Origin of the sequence: Bowmanella yangjiangensis (genome assembly GCF_018531185.1) — a bacterium.
GTDB classification, from domain to species: domain Bacteria; phylum Pseudomonadota; class Gammaproteobacteria; order Enterobacterales; family Alteromonadaceae; genus Bowmanella; species Bowmanella yangjiangensis.
The window spans coordinates 61,597-80,954 of sequence record NZ_JAHDJU010000003.1 but is presented as its reverse complement, the minus strand read 5'-3'; the positions used below and the strand labels follow the sequence as shown (position 1 = coordinate 80,954).

General features: G+C 52.1%; 13 protein-coding genes. 6 read left to right on the top strand and 7 right to left on the bottom strand.

The features are described 5' to 3' along the window. Positions 1-10: 10 nt before the first annotated feature. Positions 11-1,234 (bottom strand): bifunctional alpha/beta hydrolase/OsmC family protein, encoded by a 1,224-nt coding sequence (locus KJY73_RS15915; RefSeq protein WP_214344735.1) that lies wholly within the window; start codon positions 1,232-1,234, stop codon positions 11-13. Between the two features lie 295 nt (positions 1,235-1,529). Here KJY73_RS15915 and KJY73_RS15910 point away from each other — a divergent pair, with 295 nt between their 5' ends. The 6 genes from KJY73_RS15910 (at position 1,530) to KJY73_RS15885 (ending at position 9,070) form a co-directional block, all read left to right on the top strand. Further along, a complete protein-coding gene (locus tag KJY73_RS15910; RefSeq protein ID WP_232848703.1) occupies positions 1,530-4,148 on the top strand; it encodes a TonB-dependent receptor in 2,619 nt (872 codons plus the stop codon). A 67-nt stretch (positions 4,149-4,215) separates the two neighbouring features. Beyond that, entirely contained in the window at positions 4,216-5,547 is a 1,332-nt protein-coding gene (locus KJY73_RS15905; protein ID WP_214344733.1) for a DUF5690 family protein, read from the top strand. A gap of 59 nt (positions 5,548-5,606) precedes the next feature. Next, entirely contained in the window at positions 5,607-6,410 is an 804-nt protein-coding gene (gene phnX, locus KJY73_RS15900; protein WP_214344732.1) for a phosphonoacetaldehyde hydrolase, read from the top strand. Continuing rightward, positions 6,407-7,810 (top strand): FAD-dependent oxidoreductase, encoded by a 1,404-nt coding sequence (locus tag KJY73_RS15895; RefSeq protein WP_232848702.1) that lies wholly within the window; start codon positions 6,407-6,409, stop codon positions 7,808-7,810. The genes phnX and KJY73_RS15895 overlap by 4 nt, the downstream gene beginning before the upstream one ends. After that, positions 7,803-8,357, top strand: coding sequence for an HDOD domain-containing protein (locus KJY73_RS15890; RefSeq protein WP_214344731.1), 555 nt, complete (start codon positions 7,803-7,805; stop codon positions 8,355-8,357). The genes KJY73_RS15895 and KJY73_RS15890 overlap by 8 nt, the downstream gene beginning before the upstream one ends. Positions 8,358-8,374: 17 nt before the next feature. Continuing rightward, positions 8,375-9,070 carry a UTRA domain-containing protein gene (locus tag KJY73_RS15885; protein ID WP_214344730.1) on the top strand — a complete coding sequence of 232 codons (696 nt, stop codon included), beginning with the start codon at positions 8,375-8,377 and terminating at the stop codon, positions 9,068-9,070. A gap of 42 nt (positions 9,071-9,112) precedes the next feature. On the opposite strand, the gene KJY73_RS15880 is transcribed toward KJY73_RS15885, so the two are convergent. The 6 genes from KJY73_RS15880 to KJY73_RS15855 form a co-directional block, all read right to left on the bottom strand. Further along, the gene (locus KJY73_RS15880; RefSeq protein ID WP_214344729.1) at positions 9,113-9,670 is read right to left on the bottom strand and encodes a DJ-1/PfpI family protein; all 558 of its coding nucleotides are present in this window, start codon (positions 9,668-9,670) and stop codon (positions 9,113-9,115) included. Between the two features lie 329 nt (positions 9,671-9,999). Continuing rightward, positions 10,000-10,791, bottom strand: coding sequence for a serine O-acetyltransferase (cysE, locus tag KJY73_RS15875; protein WP_214344728.1), 792 nt, complete (start codon positions 10,789-10,791; stop codon positions 10,000-10,002). A gap of 123 nt (positions 10,792-10,914) precedes the next feature. Next, positions 10,915-12,015, bottom strand: a complete 1,101-nt coding sequence (phnW, locus tag KJY73_RS15870; RefSeq protein ID WP_214344727.1) for a 2-aminoethylphosphonate--pyruvate transaminase — start codon at positions 12,013-12,015, stop codon at positions 10,915-10,917. Positions 12,016-12,145: 130 nt separating this feature from the next. Continuing rightward, on the bottom strand, positions 12,146-12,868 hold the full coding sequence (locus KJY73_RS15865) for a DUF3108 domain-containing protein (protein ID WP_214344726.1): 723 nt from the start codon (positions 12,866-12,868) through the stop codon (positions 12,146-12,148). Positions 12,869-13,000: 132 nt separating this feature from the next. After that, positions 13,001-16,066, bottom strand: a complete 3,066-nt coding sequence (locus tag KJY73_RS15860; RefSeq protein WP_214344725.1) for an efflux RND transporter permease subunit — start codon at positions 16,064-16,066, stop codon at positions 13,001-13,003. Next, on the bottom strand, positions 16,053-19,352 hold the full coding sequence (locus KJY73_RS15855) for an efflux RND transporter permease subunit (RefSeq protein WP_214344724.1): 3,300 nt from the start codon (positions 19,350-19,352) through the stop codon (positions 16,053-16,055). The genes KJY73_RS15860 and KJY73_RS15855 overlap by 14 nt, the downstream gene beginning before the upstream one ends. Positions 19,353-19,358: the final 6 nt, after the last annotated feature.

Genomic DNA, 19,358 nt, shown 5'->3' with positions numbered 1-19,358 from the left:
AAAGGCGGCATTAGCCGCCTTTTTCTTTATCTTCCGATGAGCAGAAGGCTGAGGGAAGTGCTGAACTTAAACAGGTCTCAATCTGTACCTGGCCGGTCAGGGTTTTATACACCGGACAACGGTTGGCGATTTCAAGCAAACGCTGCTGCTGGGTTGTGTCCAGTTTGCCTTTCAGATACAAGGTGCGATGGAAAATATCGACGACTGACGTGCTAGATTTTTCATCTATGCGATGTAATTCAACTTTCACATCGTCCAGTGGCCATGCTTTATGTGTTGCATACATACGTAACGTCATCAGGGTACAGGCGCCCAGTGCCGCCAGTAAATGCTCGTAAGGGTCTGGCCCTTGATTGGCACCACCAAAAGACAAAGGCTCATCGGCCAGCCAGCTATGGTTGTCGGTATTTATAGATAAGGTAAATTTACCGTCTAGTTCTGCTACCCGCACCTTACCTGTGGGTGCAGAATGGCTTGTCGCGAGCGACGGCAGATAACGAAATGCCCAACTAGCGATAATCTCAGCTGTGTACCGGGCATCTTCCGCTTGGCTTAGCAGATGGTCTGCCTCATGCAAACAAACAAAGTTTTTCGGGTGGCGGGCATCAGCAAATATCTTGTCTGCCTCGCTGATTTCCACCGTATTATCCAACGGGCTATGCATAATCAATAGAGCTTTATTCAGTTCACTTAAATAAGCCCCCTGATAGCTATTGATATCATCCAGAAACTGTTTTTTGATGCTGAATTTTTGATTATGCAGATGCACCTGGGCTTGTTCGCATTGATGTACCTGCAATAACGAGTCGACAAAATGTCGGGCAACATGGGCCGCACTATGCGGTGCACCAATTGTGACCACAGCCCTAGCTTCGCTAACCCGGCCAGCCATGGCCAGCACGGCGGCACCGCCTAAACTGTGGCCAATCAGCAAAAAGGGCGCTTGATATTCGCGGCGAAGAAACGCCACGGCACTTAGCAGGGCATCGGTATTAGCAGCAAAGTCTGGATTTGCAGGGTCACCATCCTGATTTCCCCGCCCGGTGAGGTCAAAACGTAACACGCCAATGCCTTTGGCAATCAGTGCCTGGGAAATTTCCGACGCGGCATGATTATCCACCCCGCAACTGAAGCAATGACAAAGTAACGCATAACCCCGTATCGGCCCATAAGGTAACACCAACGAGGCATGCAATGCACTTGTATGGTGGGGGAAGCTGACATCAATAGTCATGATTGCCCTTAAAATGGTGATCGTGAGTCCATTTCTCAGGAGCAGGCCGGTTTCCGCCGACCTGGTGAATGTGCCGATTGCCAGCTTATTACCAAGCATGGGGATGACGCAATAGGAGAACCGTTTAGTCAAAACCGATAGCGGGCAAAGTTTCATGTAGTTGTCATTAATTTGTAAAAATACACACCTAACATCTGGTCTATTCCAATTGGACTAGACCAGGTGCTTGTGTTGTTTAGATGTCAGTCAGGTCTGGTTCGTTTGGTCATTATTAATCAACAAGATGAGAACACTCATGACAAGACTGACACCTATTGCGGCGGCGCTGGCTGCCATGCTTGCCCCCACTTTTGCCATGGCGCAAACCGAACCGGAAGCCGATAGTCAGGCCACTGCCGAAGCACAAATTGAAGAAGTGGTATCGGTAGGTTATATGCACAAAGGCATGGCACAAGCCCTGACCATGCAACGCACTGCCAATAATATCGTCAATATCGTTTCGGCTGACGGCATCGGTAAGTTACCCGACCGAAACGCGGCCGAAGCGGTGCAGCGTATCCCCGGTGTTTCTATTGAACGTGACCAGGGCGAGGGGCGCTTTGTGGCTGTGCGCGGCTTGCCTTCGCAATGGAACTCCACCACCTTGAACGGCTCACGCTTGCCCACCGCCGAAGAAGAAACCACCAGCCGGGCGGTGGCATTCGACTTCTTTCCCTCAGATATGATTGAGCGAGTGGAAGTGTCCAAAGCCGTTACTGCCGATATGGAAGGTGATGCCATAGGTGGCAGCGTCAACTTTGTTACCCGCCGGGCGCCGGATGAGCAGACACTAGTGGTGAATTTGGGCGCGGGTACGTCTGAGTTGGCTGAGGGCAACAGCAAAAGCCTGAACTTGTTGTATGGCGATCGCAGTGAGGATGGCCGTTTTGGTTACCTGCTGAATGCTACGCTTTGGGAGCGAGACTGGGCCACAGATAACTACGAGCCGCGTCGTGAAGGATTGGGAGTGCATCGATTGGAGCTGCGTGATTATACAGGCACGCGCTCCACCTATGGGGTTAACGGTGCGGCAGAGTATTTGCTGGACAATGGTTTGCTGTATGGCAAAGCTCTGTACGGCTCCCTGCGCGACGAGGAAACCCACTACAAAAACCGTGTTCGCTTCAATAAAAGCCGGGTCGAGCTTCAGCATATTTACAACGAACTGATCACCGAAATGGCGGGTTTTCAGTTTGGTGGTGAACACGACTTATCTTCAGCCACTAAATTAGACTGGAGCCTGGCAACCTACACCAACAAGTTCTATTACGGCGATATCCCCAACTCGGCTGATGGGGCTTACTATGTGGTGAAGTTCAAACAAGGCGTAAGCTTTGATGATGATGTAGGGATACGTGACGGTGTGGATCAGGGCGATGGTCTGATTTACAACAGTATTGATGGCGGTACTGATCCTGCCTTGGAAATTGGTATGCATTTGCCGGATGACTGGCGTATGGATCCCAGCCAGGCAGTGCTGGCCGATGTTGAGCTTTATGACATTGATATCAAAGAAAAAGACAAAATTGTTGCAGAGCTGAATCTGCATCATCAGTTCGATGCCACCCTGGCCCTCAAAGCCGGACTGAAATACCGCGACAAAGAGCGTAACGCGGCCTTCTTTGATAAGTTTTTTGGCTGGAACGAAGCCGAGTTTGGCCCAGCGCCAACTATGCAGCAAGTGGCTGACGAGCTGGGGGTAGCGCTGGTAGACCAGCCCGGACGTAGCGACTATTTGAGCCATTTTGCCATTGATTACCAAAAGCACTTTGCCCCTGTTATTCCGGTGGCAGATTTAAAGCGTTGGTGGGATCAGAACCAGCATAAAGTCAGTCTTCTGGAAGGGGATTCTGAGGTGCCCGAGTTAGGTGGTGGCTTGAGCCGTAACTTTGACCTTCAGGAATCGCATCTGGCTTTATACGGTATGGCCACGTACACCCCGTCAGATAACTGGACAGTGGTAGGGGGCCTGCGCCTGACCCAAACCGATACCGAGGTAAGTGGTTGGGTAAAAGTGGAGGACGCCAACGGCAGCCATGTTGAGCCTTCAATAGGTAAAAAAGACTATTTGTCGGTGCTGCCATCTTTGCATCTGACCTACAGCCCGGATGACAACAGCAACTATCGTTTGGCCCTGAGCCGTACTTTTGCCCGTCCGGACTTTGGCCAGCTTTCCCCTGGTGCCACCTATCTGGAAATTGAAAATGAGCTGCGCTCTGGCAACCCAGAGCTGGATCCCACCTATTCCAACAATCTCGACCTGATGTATGAATACTACTTTGGCGATACCGGTATCTTGTCGGCCGGGTATTTTTATAAGCAGATTATTGATCCGGTGTTCTCTCAGACCTATCAGGGCAGTTATCGCGGTCAGACGGTAACGGTTAAAAGCCCGCTAAACGGTGATGATGCCTGGTTGCACGGTGTGGAACTGACCTTTAATACCAAGCTGGGCATGCTTGGCGACTGGGCTGACAATATCGGATTCTCGGCAAATGCCACCTTTATGGACTCCGAGATGGACATTCCCGGTCGGGATGACAAAGTGAAAATCTCTCGTCAGGCAGACGCCTTGTATAACCTGGCGCTTTATTATGATGACGGTGCCTTTGCCGCCAGGGTGGCGCTGAATCATAAAGGCGCTTACATCGAAAGCCATGGCAGCAGCGCGGATCTGGATACCTACTATGGTGACTATACCAGTGTGGATGCCACTGCTTCTTACCAGCTTACCGACCATGCCTTGATTTATCTTGAGCTTAACAACCTCACCGATGAACCACTGCAGTACTACACGGGTTCAGAAGCGCGTCCCAACCAGATTGAATACTACGGTGTTCGCGGTCAGGTGGGTGTGCGTTACGACTTCTTCTAACGCCTTGGGGGGCTGGCCACAGGCCAGTGCCCATTCTCTGTACCTTTAGTTTAAGACAGGTGAGACCATGGCTGAGGCCAAATCCCGGTTAAGCGGTGTGACCCGCTTTTTACAGCAAGCGCCGGCTTTGCTGTTAGTGGTATACGCATCTTGTGCGGCTTTTATGACCTATACCTGCATGTATGCCTACCGAAAGCCGTTTTCGGTGGCGAGCTATGCTGATATTCAAGGCTGGTCTGGGCTGCTGGATTTTAAAGTGGCGCTGATCCTTGCTCAGGTACTGGGCTATTTGCTGTCTAAATTTATCGGCATCAAAGTGGTGTCGGAAATGACTGCGGCGCGTCGTGCCATCAGTATTCTGGTACTGGTGCTGTGCAGCGAACTGGCCCTTATCGGATTCGCTCTGACACCAGCACCTTACAACCTGGCCTTTATGTTTCTAAATGGTGTGCCACTTGGCATGATTTGGGGGTTGGTGTTCAGCTTTCTCGAGGGGCGCCGGTCAACGGAAATCCTCGGTGCGGTGTTAAGTGTCAGCTTTATTGTGGCGTCCGGCTGGGTGCGTACTGTGGGTAAATGGCTGCTGGTGGATATGCAGGTGCCCGAGTTATGGATGCCGGCTGTGACCGGCGCACTATTTACCCCACTATTTTTTATTTCGTTGTATTTACTAGCGAAAACCCCGCTTCCTAACCCTCAAGATATTGCCGAGCGACATCTGCGGGCGCCTATGGACAGCGCCGCCAGGTGGGCGTTTTTCTGGCGCTATGCGCCGGGGATCCTGCTGTTGGTCAGCAGCTTTTTGCTGTTTACCGGCCTGCGTGATTTTCGCGATAACTTCTCAGCCGAAATTTGGCAGGCATTGGGTTATGGCCAGGAGCCGGGGATCTTCGCTTATGCCGGGATCCGCATCGCCTTTTTTGTGCTGATCGCACTCGGGCTGATGGTGATAATTAAGGACAATCTGCGGGCCTTTTTCGCTAATCAGTATTTCATCTTACTGGGCTGTGGCCTGCTGGGCGGATCTACCCTGATGTTCCAGTCGGGCATGCTGGATGGCAAAAGCTGGATGGTGCTGCTCGGCGCCGGGTTATATATCGCCTATATCCCTTACAACTGCTTTTTGTTTGACCGCCTGGTCTCAGCGGTGGGGGTGACTGCTAATGCTGGATTTCTTATTTATCTGGCGGACTCTGCAGGCTATCTGGGCAGCGTCGGAATTTTGCTTTACCGCACCTTTGCATCGCCAGACATCAGCTGGCTGCAGTTTTTTATCCAACTTTGTTATCTGGTGTCTTGCCTGGGCGGGGCGCTGGTTATCGGCTCGCTGCTGTATTTTGGCCGTCTGCGCCAACCAGGCAGGGTTTTGCACAAACTCTATGCCGGTCAGCCTGGCTGAGACTCGCGAGTCATAGGAATTCGAGCTGGCAAAGGCCAGCCATGTAAAGAGAGGAAAAGATGCAACAACTTAATGCCGTGATTTTAGATTGGGCCGGTACTGTGGTGGATTTTGGCTCAGTCGCCCCCACCAGTATTTTTGTGGAAGCTTTTGCCAGGGCCTACCAGTTTGACTTGTCGCTGGCCGAAGCGCGAATTCCCATGGGCATGGGTAAATGGGATCATATCCATACGCTGGGGCAACTGTCTTCAGTGCGTGAACGCTGGGTTGCGCAATTTGGTCAGCCCATGACAGACGCCCAGGTGGATGAGATTTACCGTACCTTTATGCCGCTGCAAAAGGCCAAAGTGGCCGAGCGGGCCGCGCCTATTCCTGGTGTATTGGCGGTGCTGGAGCAGATACGTGAGCGGGGAATGAAAATTGGCAGTTGTTCGGGCTACCCACGGGAGGTCATGGAAGCCTTATTGCCGGTCGCGGCTGATTATGGTTATCAGCCTGATTGTGTGGTGTGCAGCGATGATTTGGCGGCAGGTTCGCGCCCCGGTCCCTGGATGGCGCTGCAAAATGTTATTGAGCTTGGTCTGATGGCGGTAAGCCGCTGCGTAAAAGTGGATGACAGCGCACCTGGCATAGAGGAAGGGCTAAATGCCGGTATGTGGACTGTGGGCCTGAGCCTGACCGGCAATGCCGTTGGCCTGACATTGGAAGAATGGCAAGATCTGGACGCACACCGCCAGCAACAGCTAAAAGCCGAGGCACAGCAGCAGCTAAGCCAGGCCCACTATGTTATCGACAGCCTGGCCGATATTCTGCCGGTACTGGATGACATCGAGCAGCGCCTGGCCCGCGGAGAGCGCCCTTGAGCGTCATCGCATTCCAACCTTATTGGTTTGATCAGGCCATGGCACAGGAAGCACCCGTTGCGTCGCCTGCGCTAACCGGTACATGCCGCGCCCAGATTGGCATAGTCGGGGGCGGTTTTAGCGGACTGTGGAGCGCTATTAAAATAAAGCAAAAATGCCCGCAGGCTGAGGTGACGCTGATTGAAAGTGGTTGGTGCGGGCAGGGGGCGTCCGGGCGCAATGGCGGTGCCATGCTGACCTGGTCAACCAAGCTGCCGACCCTGATCAAACTCTATGGCTTGTCGGCGGCTCTGACACTAGTGCAACAATCAGAGCAGGCGGCGCGGGATATTGCCGGGTTTTGCTGCCAGTATGGTATTGACGCCGAGCTTCGCCTGGATGGTGCTTATTATACCGCCACCAGTGCTGCGCAGCGTGGGGTCATGCCGCCAATATTGGCCATGCTTGAGCGCCATGGATTGAACAACTGGCAGCAGTTAACTTCCCAGGCACTACTTAAGCAAACTGGCTCGGCACTGCATCTGGATGGCTATTTCAGCCCGCAGGCCGGGAGTGTACAACCAGCTAAATTGGTCAGGGGGCTGAAGCAGGTTGCCAGCCAGCTTGGGGTGCAGATTTATGAGCATAGCCCGATGCTGGGCTTTGAGGCTGGCAGGCCGAATAAGGTAAAAACCCAATACGGTTCGCTAGTGTGTGACACCCTGATCCTTGCCACCAACTCCTGGTTGCCTCGCCAGGTACCCAGTCTGTCCAGGGCCGTGTCGCTGGTATCTTCGGATATGTTGATCACCGAAGCTGCGCCTCAGACACTTGAGGCACTTGGCCTTAAGCATGGCGGCGCCGTGATTGATTGTCGCACTTTTGTGCATTACTACCGCACAACGCCAGATGGGCGATTAATGTTAGGTAAAGGCGGTAATCGTTTTGCTTTTGCCAATCGCATGGACAAGGGTTTTGATGCTCAAAGTCCAAGGGAAGGGCAACTGCAGCAAGCGCTGCGGCGTTTTTTCCCGGATAGCGGTCTGCAAATGCAGCGCAGTTGGAATGGCGCATCGGACCGCTCTGCGACCGGCATGCCGTTTTTCGGCCATCTGCCTGGCCAGCCGACTGTACTTTATGCTCTGGGGTATTCGGGCAACGGCGTGGTGCAAACGTATCTGGGCGGCGAAATACTCTCCTCTATGGCGTTAGGCTTACAGGACAAATGGAGCCAAAGCGCCCTGATCTGTACCCGACCGCTGAATTTTCCACCTGAGCCGTTTCGCTACTTAGGTGCCCTGGCAATACGCGATGCGATAAGACGTAAAGAAGCCCGCGAAGATGCTGATTTGGTGCCGAGAGTCTGGGATAAGCAGTTGGCCAGGCTAGCTAATTTTGCCGGTAAGGCCGATTATGACTAACCCCATTGCCTTGATCCGGGCCTTGTTTGAGCGCTATGACCAGTTAACCCTGGGAGAGAATTGCAGTCAGTTGGAACATGCCGTGGCCTGTTCCATGTTGGCGCAGCAGCAAGGGCTGGGGGATACCCTGTCGTGTGCGGCCTTTTTGCACGATATTGGCCATTTTATCGCCCTTGAGCGGCAATTACCTGGCCTGACCGCCCTTGGCTATGCCGGTCACGCCGAGCTCGGTGCTGAGGTGCTGAGCGCATGGGGATTCCCACCTGAACTTACCCAGCCAATTTACTGGCATGTACAGGCAAAACGTTATCAGGCCTTTGCGCAAGGCGTAGCTGCACTCTCTGCCGCCAGTTTGGCCACCCTGGCCGAGCAGGGCGGTGTGATGGAAGCTGACGAAGCGCAGCGGTTTATTCAGCAGCCCTTTGCAGCACAGGCCATGCAACTGCGTGCTTTGGATGATGCGGGCAAACCACAGCAGGATATTGCGGTGGATCGGGCCTTTTGGCTTGAAAGGATTGAGCGCTACTGGAACAATAACCACACTTAGGACTAGTCCAGACTATCATGTTGTTATATCAGCAAATTCGTCACCATTTGGCGGCACTTATCCAGCAAGGTGCGATGCGCCAAAACAGCAAACTGCCCTCTGAACGGGAATTGCTTGAGCAGTTCAAGTCCACCCGTATTACGGTCAGAGAAGCGCTGCTGCGACTGGAAGCGGAAGGGATTATTTATCGTCAGAACCGTAAAGGTTGGTTTGTTTGTCCGCCACGTTTGGTGTGGAACCCGGTTCGCAAAGTGAATTTCTATGAGTTGGCCAAACAGCAGGGCTTCAAAGCCCAGACCAACGTGGTGGAGGTCAGCCGCCAATGGGTGCAGGGGGAGGTGGCAGAAGCTTTTGGCGAAAATACGCTGGAAGCCTTTAACCTCGTGAGAGTGCGCAGTCTGGACGGCAGAGCGGTGATGCTGGAAGAAATTACCTGTCCGCTAGCCATTTGTGCCACGCTGGATAAGCAGGACCTGAGTGGCTCTGTGACGCAGATCATTCTTGAGCAAGGCGGTGTGGAAGTGACCCATGAGCGTAGCCAGGTATTTGTGACCACCTTGCCGGACGACTATGCCCCGCAGCTGGAGCAAAATAGCGGTGCCCCTTGTTTACGCATTGTGCGTAAGCGCTACGATAAGCATGACGCCCTGGTGGACTACAACATTGAGTACTGGCTGCATAGCGCGATTGAGATGCAGGTTGAAGGGCTCTAAATAGGGCATAAAGGGCCGGTGCTTTGACCGGCCTGTGGAATATCAGAGCAGAGCAACCAGTTGCTTTAACATCGCTGGGTGAGCTGGCCAGGCAGGGGCGGTGACCAGTTTACCGTCGGTAATCGCCTCATCCATTTGCAGGTCGACATACTCGGCACCCGCCAGTCTGACTTCCGGCGCGCAAGCTGGATAGGCAGAGACTTTCTTGCCTTCAATCACATTGGCGGCGGTTAATAGCTGCGCGCCGTGACAAATGGCCGCCACCGGCTTATTACTGGCCACAAAGGCTTTGATTATCGCCAGTACTTTACTATCCAGACGCAAATATTCAGGGGCACGACCACCTGGCAGGTAAAGGGCATCGTATTCAGACGCGGCGACCTGCTCAAAATCGGCATTCAACGTGAAGTTGTGGCCGCGTTTTTCGCTGTAGGTCTGGTGTCCTTCAAAGTCGTGAATACAAGTGGCAATGCTGTCATTCTTTTTCTTGCCCGGGCACACGGCATCTACCTGATGGCCCATGGCTAATAGCGCCTGAAAGGGCACCATATTTTCATAATCTTCAACAAAGTCACCGGTGATCATCAGTATCTTGGCCATAAATTCCTCCTGGAAATGTGTGTAAAGCGATGTGGGGATTCCCCTGAAATGGCACATGAACGAGTTCGCTTTGTAGCAATTCGCAACGTGCCACATTCTGTGACCCCAAACTAGTGGGCAAGTTTCAACACAATTAGCAACGGGCGTTCTTCAAGGTGATCTGAGTTTCCGCATGTGCGGATAAACTGGCTTCAAATAGTTTGCCAACATCAGACGAGGCCAAGCTTTAGGTGTTACATTCAGTAAATGGATAATGATCCAGTTTACCGGTGCCGTTGTGCCCTGACTAAGGCGTGAGACTAACACCGGTAAGGATCCGCAGAAAGATATCAGGCCTCGCTTTGCGCTTCGGCAAAGCTTTGGTCCATGCTTTCGGCCGGGCAGGCACAGTTGGTACGACCAACTACCTTGGCGGGCACGCCAACCACTGTGGTATGAGCCGGAACGGCTTGTAATACCACGGAGCCAGCGCCAATTTTTGCACTTTTACCTATATCGATATTGCCCAGTACTTTGGCACCAGCCCCTATCATCACACCTTCACGGATTTTAGGGTGACGGTCGCCACATTCGTTACCGGTGCCGCCCAGGGTGACACCCTGCAGGATAGATACATTGTCTTCAATAACCGCTGTTTCACCAATAACAATGCCGGTGGCATGGTCGAACATCACGCCTTTGCCGATTTGACAGGCCGGGTGAATGTCCACACCAAAGACTTCGGAGTTGCGGCTTTGGATAAAACGCGCTAGATCCCGGCGGTTTTGCTGCCACAAACAATGGGCCAAACGATGTACCTGAATGGCCTGAAAGCCTTTGAGGTTAAGCAATACGGTCAAGTATTTGTCTACGGCGGGATCCCGGTCAATCACGGCTTTTATATCGCAACTGACCTGGGTCAGCATGTTGTCGCAATTCACAAAGGCCTGATCAAACAGCTCTCTGAAGGTGAAAGCCGAGACCACGCCGTCGGTGAGTTTGTTGGCGACGATAAAACTCAATGCGCTACCCAGGCAGGTGTGATTGAGAATGCAGGAATAAACGTGACTGGCCAGCAAAGGTTCGGTACGGATCAGATCTTCCGCTTCCAGTCGCAATTGTTGCCAAATTTGATGACGCATGGAAAAGCCTGGATTTTCAAGGATGTGGCTATTGTACGCGGCAACTGTGCAAAGGTCTTGTAATTAACAGGAATGGCTCAGTGCAAATACGCATTAAAAAAGGGGCCGGAGCCCCTTGCCGGGTTAATCCAGCCAATATCTGGAAGAGGCGATAGCACTGAGTAGACGCTGAATATCCTGCGGATAAACTTCGCCTATATTGCCGATACGAAAGCAATCGGCATCTGACACTTTGCCCGGATAGATCACAAAGCCTTGCTCCTTCAAGCGCTGATAAAACGCCTTGAAGTTATAGCCGGCCTGCTCTGGCGAATAAAATGAAGTGATGATGGGGGAATGAAGTGCAAAGGGCAGTAGCGTGCGAAACCCTAACTCTTGCATGCCCTGGCAAAGCAACCATTGATTTTGCTGATACCTGGCGTGGCGCGCGGCAATGCCACCTTCCTGGTCTAATTCTGTCAGTGCCTGGGCAAAGGCTCTGACCACATGAGTGGGTGAGGTAAAGCGCCATTTACCTTGCTGATTTTCCATACAATGCCACTGATCATAAAGATCCAAACTTAATGAACGGGCCTGGCCAGCGCATTTTTGCAAAAGGGATTGGCGGGCAATCACAAAGCCAAAGCCGGGCACACCCTGGATACATTTATTGGCCGAGCTGATTAGATAATCCACGTGCCAGTCGCCAATATCCATCGGCACACCGCCAAAACTACTCATGGCATCCAGAATCATCACCTTGCCGTACTGATGCGCTAAAGCCGCCACTTCCCGGGCCGGATTAAGCATGCCTGTGGTGGTTTCACAGTGAACCATGGCCACATGGGTGATACCGCTGTTTTGTTGCAGATGGCGCTCTATTTCTTCAATGTTAGGCAGACTGGTTTCGCTTACTTTGTACAGACTGTGATTGAGCTTGTGGTAACGGGCAATGTCTGCCATACGGGCACCATAGGCGCCATTGTCGATAATCAGCAACTTATGTTGTGGGCTTATCACCGTGCTGAGCACGGCTTCCACTGAGGCGGTACCTGAGCCCTGCATGAGCACGGCGGTATAGCCAGGTTGGGAGGTGGCCAGCTCCACCAAACGGCGGCGGATGTGCTGGACAATGCCAAGGTTATATTCCTCATCCCAGGTGCACCAGTCTTTTAGCATGGCTTCACGCACCCCTTGACTGGTAGAAAGCGGGCCTGGGGTAAGCAACAGATATTGGTTCATCAATCTTCTCAATTAACTGGTATAGACCAGTTAATTGTTCCATAGACAAACTGGTGCGCAAAGCGCTAAATCATGAAGGTTTTATGACAGTGGATGGGCAAAGGGGCCTGTGCCCATCCACAGTGGAACAGCCTCAGGATATCTTGATCTTGTAGCGCAGTGTGTTGCCCCATTGCTCCTGCATATAAATAACCTGACCGCTGGACTTATCCAGCCAGAAGTCCACCTGGTACTTTTCACCGTCACTGTAACGCAATACCCAGCAAGGCCGCGCCGCACCATATGGGGGCTGATAGTCTTTACTGCTGACCTGGTAGGTGTAAAGCGCAGGTTCGGTTTTCGAACCGGGGTGATAAAAAGGCAAGGTAACGCTTTGTTGTTGGTTAAGTTCAAGTAAAGCAAATGTCTCCATGTCCAACTCCCAGTTGAGCAAACCAGGTTGGTGACGCAGGGAGAAATCGGCTTTTTGATTATTGGCAAGGTGGGCATCACCGACAATCTGCTGCTCAGTGAATACAAAGGCTTCATCGCCTTTCGCTGAATGGCTGCGATGATACAAAGGTTGGAAGTTATCAATACGGTTGTAGGAAAGGATGTCTCGGTCGGACTTGCCGTCAGGACTACGCCAATGTTGTTCTGTTTTGATCACCGCCTGACCCTGATATTCGGCTTCACTGACATTGCGTTGCCAGATAGCCGCGCTTTTTAGGTTGCCACTGGCTTTGTCTTCAATGTAAACCAAATATCGATGTTCGCCGAGCGGGTAATCTGCCACGGTCAGATCATGCAACCTTTCTAGCGCACTGACGGAGGTGGCGGTAAACAACAAGAACACACAGGCTAGATAACAACGCATTTGTTTTCCTTAATCGACATGGTTGGGGGATTAGGCATGTATTGAAAGGCGAATAAATGTGTCTGTCTAATGGCTTTGTGTAACAAGACTTAGCAGGTAAAAAAGATACCGCCCCATACAGGGGCGGTGGTTTTAGCCGGGAATGACGCGACTGACCAGGCGTTTACTGTCGGCCAGCATATTGCTGGTGGCGCGTCGCAGTTTTAACAGGCCCAGGTAGGTCAGTGGCAGCAGGAACAAGCTGGTCAGGGTAGAGAACAGCAGCCCACCGATAATGGCAATGGCCATGGGCGCATAGGGTGGACCATCTCCCCCTATTTGAGTGCCACCTAATGCCAGCGGTACCAGGCCAAGTACCGTAGTGGAGACCGTCATCAGAATAGGACGGACACGACTCAGGCAGCCTTCAATGATGGCGTTGATCACGCTGTATCCTTCTGCGACAAGTTGATTGATGCGATCAACCAGTACGATACCGTTATTAACCACTATGCCCATTAGGATCAGCATACCTATCATGCCTATCACCGACATATTGGTGCCGGTCAGTAAGAAGGCCCAGAACACGCCGGTAAAAGAGAACAGTAGTGAGGTGATAACAGCGGTAGGCAAAAGCAGTGATTCAAACAAGGCGGCCATCACCAGATAAATCATGCAGACAGCCAGCAGCATATTAATCTGCATTACTGCCTCCGACTCGTCTTGGTTACGGAAGCTGCCATCCAGCGTCCAGCTATAACCACTGGGCAGGCTGATATGTTCCATCACTTTTTCAATACCTTGGCGGGCTTGCTCCAGGCTGGTGCCTTCTTCAAGGTTAGCGCCAATACCCAGGGCGGTCTGCCGATAGTAGCGACGAATTTGCGACATTCTGGGCAGGATCTCGATATCTGCCAACATATCCAATGTGATGTTCTGCTGACCATCTCGTTTAATGGTTAGGCTTTTTAGCTCATCCAGAGACTGTTGCAGGGATTCGTCGAACAACAGGCGAATATCCATTTCGCCGGTTTGAGCATGTCGAAATGTTCTGAGGTTGCTTCCCCTCAGGGCCATGGCTACGGTATTTGCCACGGTTTCTGCTGACAGTCCAAAACGGAAAGCTTTTTGCCGATCAACACGGATCTGCAATTCTTCTTTTTCACCATTGATATCGGTGCGCACGTCGGTAAGTCCATCTACTCTGGCCAGCACCGGAACTATCTGGTCGGCGATATCCATTAGGGTTTCAGAGGACTGGCCTAACAGGGTCAGACGCACCCCACCTTTGCTCTCATTCCAGCGGAAGCTGGGTTTACTGCGTACAAAGCTGGGCATGTCTTTCTTGATCAAGGCTTTCAGTTCAGCCTGGGACATGGGCAGCTCATCTTCCAGGGTTAAACCCGATACGGCGTGACCCGGATTGTAATAGCTGTATACCTGCTTGATGTGGAAACGTTCCTGGTTGGCATAGAGGTAAGCCTCCATGCGTTCTACTTCTTTTTCCACCTCTTCCAGGTTGAAGTTACCCTCAATGTTGTAGTTCAGCCACAGCCGGTTGTTGGGGTTGTCATTATCCCCGTCGTTAGTGACCACGCCCATGGGGATGGCGGTGGAAAGCAGGATGGCGATGGCAATCAGGGTGGTTTTTCCCTGATGGTTGAGCGTCCAGGTCAGGATGCGCTGATACCAGGCTGCGAATTTACCCGGGCCTGACTTTGTTGTGACTTTTTGCTGTTTAAGGCGACTGGCCAGCAACGGGATCAGGGTTTGGGCAATCAGCAGTGACGCGAACAGTGATATACAAATAGCAATGGCCACATGTTCGAGAAACACTGTGACTTCCTGTTTTTCACCGACAATATTGGGCAAAAACACAATGGCGGTGGTGGCAGTACCGGCAATGACGGCCAGACTGACTTTACTGACCCCGGCTTTGGTGGCTTTGATAGGATCGGCTTCGGTTTCCCGCTCATGGCTGATGCTTTCGGTGACCACCACTGCATTGTCAACCAGCATACCTATCGCCAGCATCAGCCCCATCATGGACAGAATATTCAGGCTGTACCCCATAAACAGCATAAAGCCCAGGGTAATACAGATGGCAAAGGGCACAGACAGCACCACAATCAGGGTGGGGGCCCATTGGCGCAGGAACGCATACAACACCACCACCGACAATAATGCCCCGAGCATGCCGGCATCCAACAAATCACTCAGAGACTTGGTAACGCTTTGCGCCTCGTCTTGCATGATAAACAGATTGATGCCTTGAAACGCTGGGTTACCGTTTGCCTCGTCTATCACCTTTAATACGGCTTGGGAGACTTCCACCAGGTTGCTGCCAGACTCACGATAGATGTTCAGGCCCACTGCGTAGGTGCGGTCCAAGTGCCTCCCTTCGGTGCGTTTTGGGGTTTCATAGCTGATGTCGGCGATGTCTTTGAGGCGGATGCCGGATTGGATGATCAGATCTTCAATCTCTTCCTTGCTGCGAAATTCACCCTGTGGATTCACGCTGATTTTCTGGTCTAACTCAAAGAAGTGGCCGGCGGTCATGGAGAAGTTGGCATCTCGTAACGCTTTCCCCAGCTTATTCAGATCGATATGCAGGGCGGCTATACGCTGGGCGTCCAGGCGGATAGCAATTTGCTTTTTCATCACCCCGTAGAGTTCAACTTTGGATACCCCTGGTACCCGTTCGATAGGCATTTTTAGGTTGCGATCCAACAGATCGTAAGCGTTGGAGAGATCTCGCTCGCTGGAAACCCGCAGTTGAAAGATAGGCAAATCGGCCGTATTGAATTGATACACCATGATACGCTCGACATCTGAGGGCAGCAGATGGCGAATGGCGTCAATTTTTTCCCTGGCTTCAATACCCTTGGCACTCAAGTTTTCGCCCCAACTGAATTCCAGGCTGATTTCAGCGTTGTTTTCGTTGGATGTGGATGACAAGCGTTTTACGTCTGCCATCGTGGCCAGGGCTTCTTCCACCGGCTTGGTAATCATCTTCTCGACTTCCGCCGGGGTGGCATCCTGATAGGGCACCACCACCATAATTTGCGGAATGTCGATACCGGGGAATTTTTCCAGTGGTAGCATACGGCTGGCCAACAACCCCAACAGCAGCATAGAGAAGAACAACATGCATACAGTAACCGGCTTACGAATAGCGAAGTCGGTGAGGTAAACGCCGAGGTTTTCAAGCTTGTTCATGGCTTACCTCCAGGCTGTCCTGAGCGGGCGCGGTAAAGCGCTTGCGGTCAAACAAACTGTACAGTACCGGGATTAAAAGCAGCGTCAGTACCGTGGCAAAAAGCAGACCGAAAATCACCGTGATGGCCATGGGCGTGCGGATTTCCGACCCTTCACCCAAACCAATGGCCATGGGCAGCAGGCCCAAGGTGGTGGTCAGGGTTGTCATCAGAATAGGGCGCAGACGGCTGCTGGCAGCTTCAAAGATTGCGACTTGCTTGTCGCTGCCGGCTTCGCGCAATTGATTAATTCTGTCGACCAGCACGATAGCATTGTTGACCACAATACCAGCCAGCATGATCAGGCCGATAAACACCACCACACTGATATTTGTGCCGGTCAGGAATAGCCCATAAATTGAACCTGCACAGGCCAGCGGTACGGTAAAGAGGATGAGGAAGGGATGCAGCAGGGATTCAAACTGCGAGGCCATCACCAGATAAACCATAAACACCGCGAGCAGCAGGGCGAATTTCAACGAATCGAAAGACACTTGCATCTCTTCATTCTGACCAGCAATGCGGGCCTGCATGCTCATAGGTAGCTTTAGATCAGATAGGATTAATTTTGCTTGGGCCACGGCTTCACCCAAATCGCCGTGAGCCAGGTTGGCAGTGACTAATGCCACACGTTCCTGACCAACACGGGTTATCTCGCTTGGGCCTACCGACATCTGTATATCGGCCACCGCATCCAGGGGGACCGAGGGGTTGCCACCTGGATTGACTGTCATGCGAGCAATATCTTCAATGGAATCACGCTGCTGAGTCTGGGTTCTGACCAGGATATCCACTTTGCGATCATCGATGGCGTAGCGACTGGCAACTTCACCGCCGATCTTGGCCGCGATCAATTTAGACACATCGGCGGCGCTTAAGCCAAGTTGTGCCAGCTTAGCGTGGTCAAAATAGATTTTCAGCTCAGGGTGTCCGGCCCGCAGGGTAGATTTAACATCAGCGAAACGGTCATCGGCTTCAAGCAGGGTGACTAACTTGTCTGCGTGGCGCGCCAGTAGCGTCAGGTCATAACCTGTTAGCTGGATCTCAAGTGGTGTGGCAAAGCTGAACATTTCCGGCTTGCCGAATTTTGCTGTGACGCCTGCCTGGGTGCGCAGATATTCGCGCATGGCGTCCATGACCTTATTTTCCTCGGTTGCGTGGGTGCCGTTTTGCATCACTACATTCAGCTTACCCCAATAATCGCCGCCTTGGCTGGGGGAAGCATTCATTAAACTACCTGTACCGGCTAGCGAGTAAGTCCGATCGACGCCGTCCAGATCCTGAGTAAACAAAGCCAGTTTTTCCAGTACATGGTCGGTGTCTTCAAGACGAGCACCGGTGGACAAATTGACTTCGACATAGAACTCTCCCTGAGACATGGGCGGGATAAGTTCTACGCCCAGACGGGGGAGTAGTGTCAGGGATAGCAGGGCACTGCCCAATACTGCCGACAGGGTGACTGCCCGGTGTTGCATGGCCTGCCGCAACAGGCTTTGATAGCCATGCTCTAAGGCACTAAAGACCCGGTCAAAGATCCACAACAAAGGTTTAAAAACAACGCTCAGCACTTTTCTTAGCAGGCGAATGACGGCCAGAATGGCGCTGCTGATAGTTAGGGACAGCACGTAAATCAGTTTACCTATGCCTTTTAACAGCATGCGAAATGGCCAAACCAGGTAGTAAAGTACTTTACCGGCTTTGCTGGCAGGGACTTGCACGGTATGACTCGGGCCAAGATCCAGTGGGGCACTTGATTCACTGCTTCCGGCCCTTTTTTCACGGGCGGCCAGCATGGGAATTAATGTCAGTGCCACGACCAAGGATGCAGCCAGCGCGAAGGTGACCGTCAAGGCCTGATCACTGAATAATTGGCCAGCGACCCCTTCGACAAATACCAGCGGGAAGAACACCGCCATGGTGGTCAGGGTTGAGGCGATAATGGCATTAGACACTTCTTTTGTGCCCTGTGCCGCTGCGGTATGGGCATGGGTACCCAGCTTTTTGTGACGATCGATATTTTCCAGCACGACTATGCTGTTATCGACCAACAAGCCGATGGCCAGGGCAATACCGCCCAAGCTCATGATATTGAGGCTGATGTCGTTGCCGTACATCAGATTAAAAGTGGCGACAATCGAAACCGGAATACTGATAGAGATAATCAGGGTTGGCCAGATATTCTTTAGGAACAGATAGAGGACCAACATGGCCAGGATCCCGCCGATAATGGCAGCAGATTTCACCTCATCAATGGCATTGGCGATAAACAGAGACTGGTCGTATACCACTTGCAATTGGTATTGCGATGGAATGTCTTTGCGGATTTGTTCCAGGCGGCGTTTAACATTGTCGGCAACCTGCACAGTGTTGGCATCACCTTCTTTGTAGATGGCAACTTCTACCCCTTCAAGTCCGGCAAAGCGGGTAACCGAATCGCGCTCTTTATGGCTGTCTACAATCTCGGCAATATCGGCCAGGCGGATATTACGGCCTTCACGGGACGCAATAAACAGATCTCGCATCTGATCGAGATTCTGGAATTGATTCAAGGTACGTACCAGATATTCCCGACTACCGTCTTCCACCCGACCACCTGAGGTGTTGACGTTCTCGGCTTTAAGACGGGTAATGACATCTTCCAATTTGATGTTTAACTGACTGGCTTTGTCCTGATTGATCAGAACCTGGATCTCGTTCTCCAGACCTCCGCCTACCTTCACTGAGGCAACGCCGTTTACCGACTCAAGTTTGCGTTTAAACTCTTCTTCAGCGTATGTGCGAAGCCGTTTGGTGGCTTCGCTGTCAAGATTGCCCTGGCTGGCGCCTAAACCCATGCGCAGAATAGGATCCATATTGGGGTTAAAACGCAGTAGCAGCGGTTTCTTCACATCCAGGGGCAACTGAATAATATCCAGCTTCTCGCGCACGTCCAGGCTGGCGAGATCCATTTTGCTCCCCCATTCAAACTCCAGTACCACGTCGGACTGACCCGCCTTCGAGGTGGAGGTGACAGTGCGCACACCTTTGACTACGCCAACGGCTTCTTCAATAGGCTTGCTGACCAGTTGTTCTACTTCACCCGGCGCCGCGCCGGGGTAGTCAGTGCGAATGGTCAGGGTCGGGTAGGATAATTCGGGTAACAGGTTTAGCGCTAAACGGGACAGTGACACCATGCCAAACAACAAAATAGCAAAAGTGAACATCCACACGGTAACCGGCCGTTTAACGGCAACATCAACAATACTCATGGCAAT

Bases quoted from the DNA above. Each gene is read 5' to 3' on its own strand.
- KJY73_RS15915 (WP_214344735.1), bottom strand. From the start codon at position 1,234: ATGACTATTGATGTCAGCTTCCCCCACCATACAAGTGCATTGCATGCC.
- KJY73_RS15910 (WP_232848703.1), top strand. From the start codon at position 1,530: ATGACAAGACTGACACCTATTGCGGCGGCGCTGGCTGCCATGCTTGCC.
- KJY73_RS15905 (WP_214344733.1), top strand. From the start codon at position 4,216: ATGGCTGAGGCCAAATCCCGGTTAAGCGGTGTGACCCGCTTTTTACAG.
- phnX (WP_214344732.1), top strand. From the start codon at position 5,607: ATGCAACAACTTAATGCCGTGATTTTAGATTGGGCCGGTACTGTGGTG.
- KJY73_RS15890 (WP_214344731.1), top strand. From the start codon at position 7,803: ATGACTAACCCCATTGCCTTGATCCGGGCCTTGTTTGAGCGCTATGAC.
- KJY73_RS15885 (WP_214344730.1), top strand. From the start codon at position 8,375: ATGTTGTTATATCAGCAAATTCGTCACCATTTGGCGGCACTTATCCAG.
- KJY73_RS15880 (WP_214344729.1), bottom strand. From the start codon at position 9,670: ATGGCCAAGATACTGATGATCACCGGTGACTTTGTTGAAGATTATGAA.
- cysE (WP_214344728.1), bottom strand. From the start codon at position 10,791: ATGCGTCATCAAATTTGGCAACAATTGCGACTGGAAGCGGAAGATCTG.
- KJY73_RS15865 (WP_214344726.1), bottom strand. From the start codon at position 12,868: ATGCGTTGTTATCTAGCCTGTGTGTTCTTGTTGTTTACCGCCACCTCC.
- KJY73_RS15860 (WP_214344725.1), bottom strand. From the start codon at position 16,066: ATGAACAAGCTTGAAAACCTCGGCGTTTACCTCACCGACTTCGCTATT.
- KJY73_RS15855 (WP_214344724.1), bottom strand. From the start codon at position 19,352: ATGAGTATTGTTGATGTTGCCGTTAAACGGCCGGTTACCGTGTGGATG.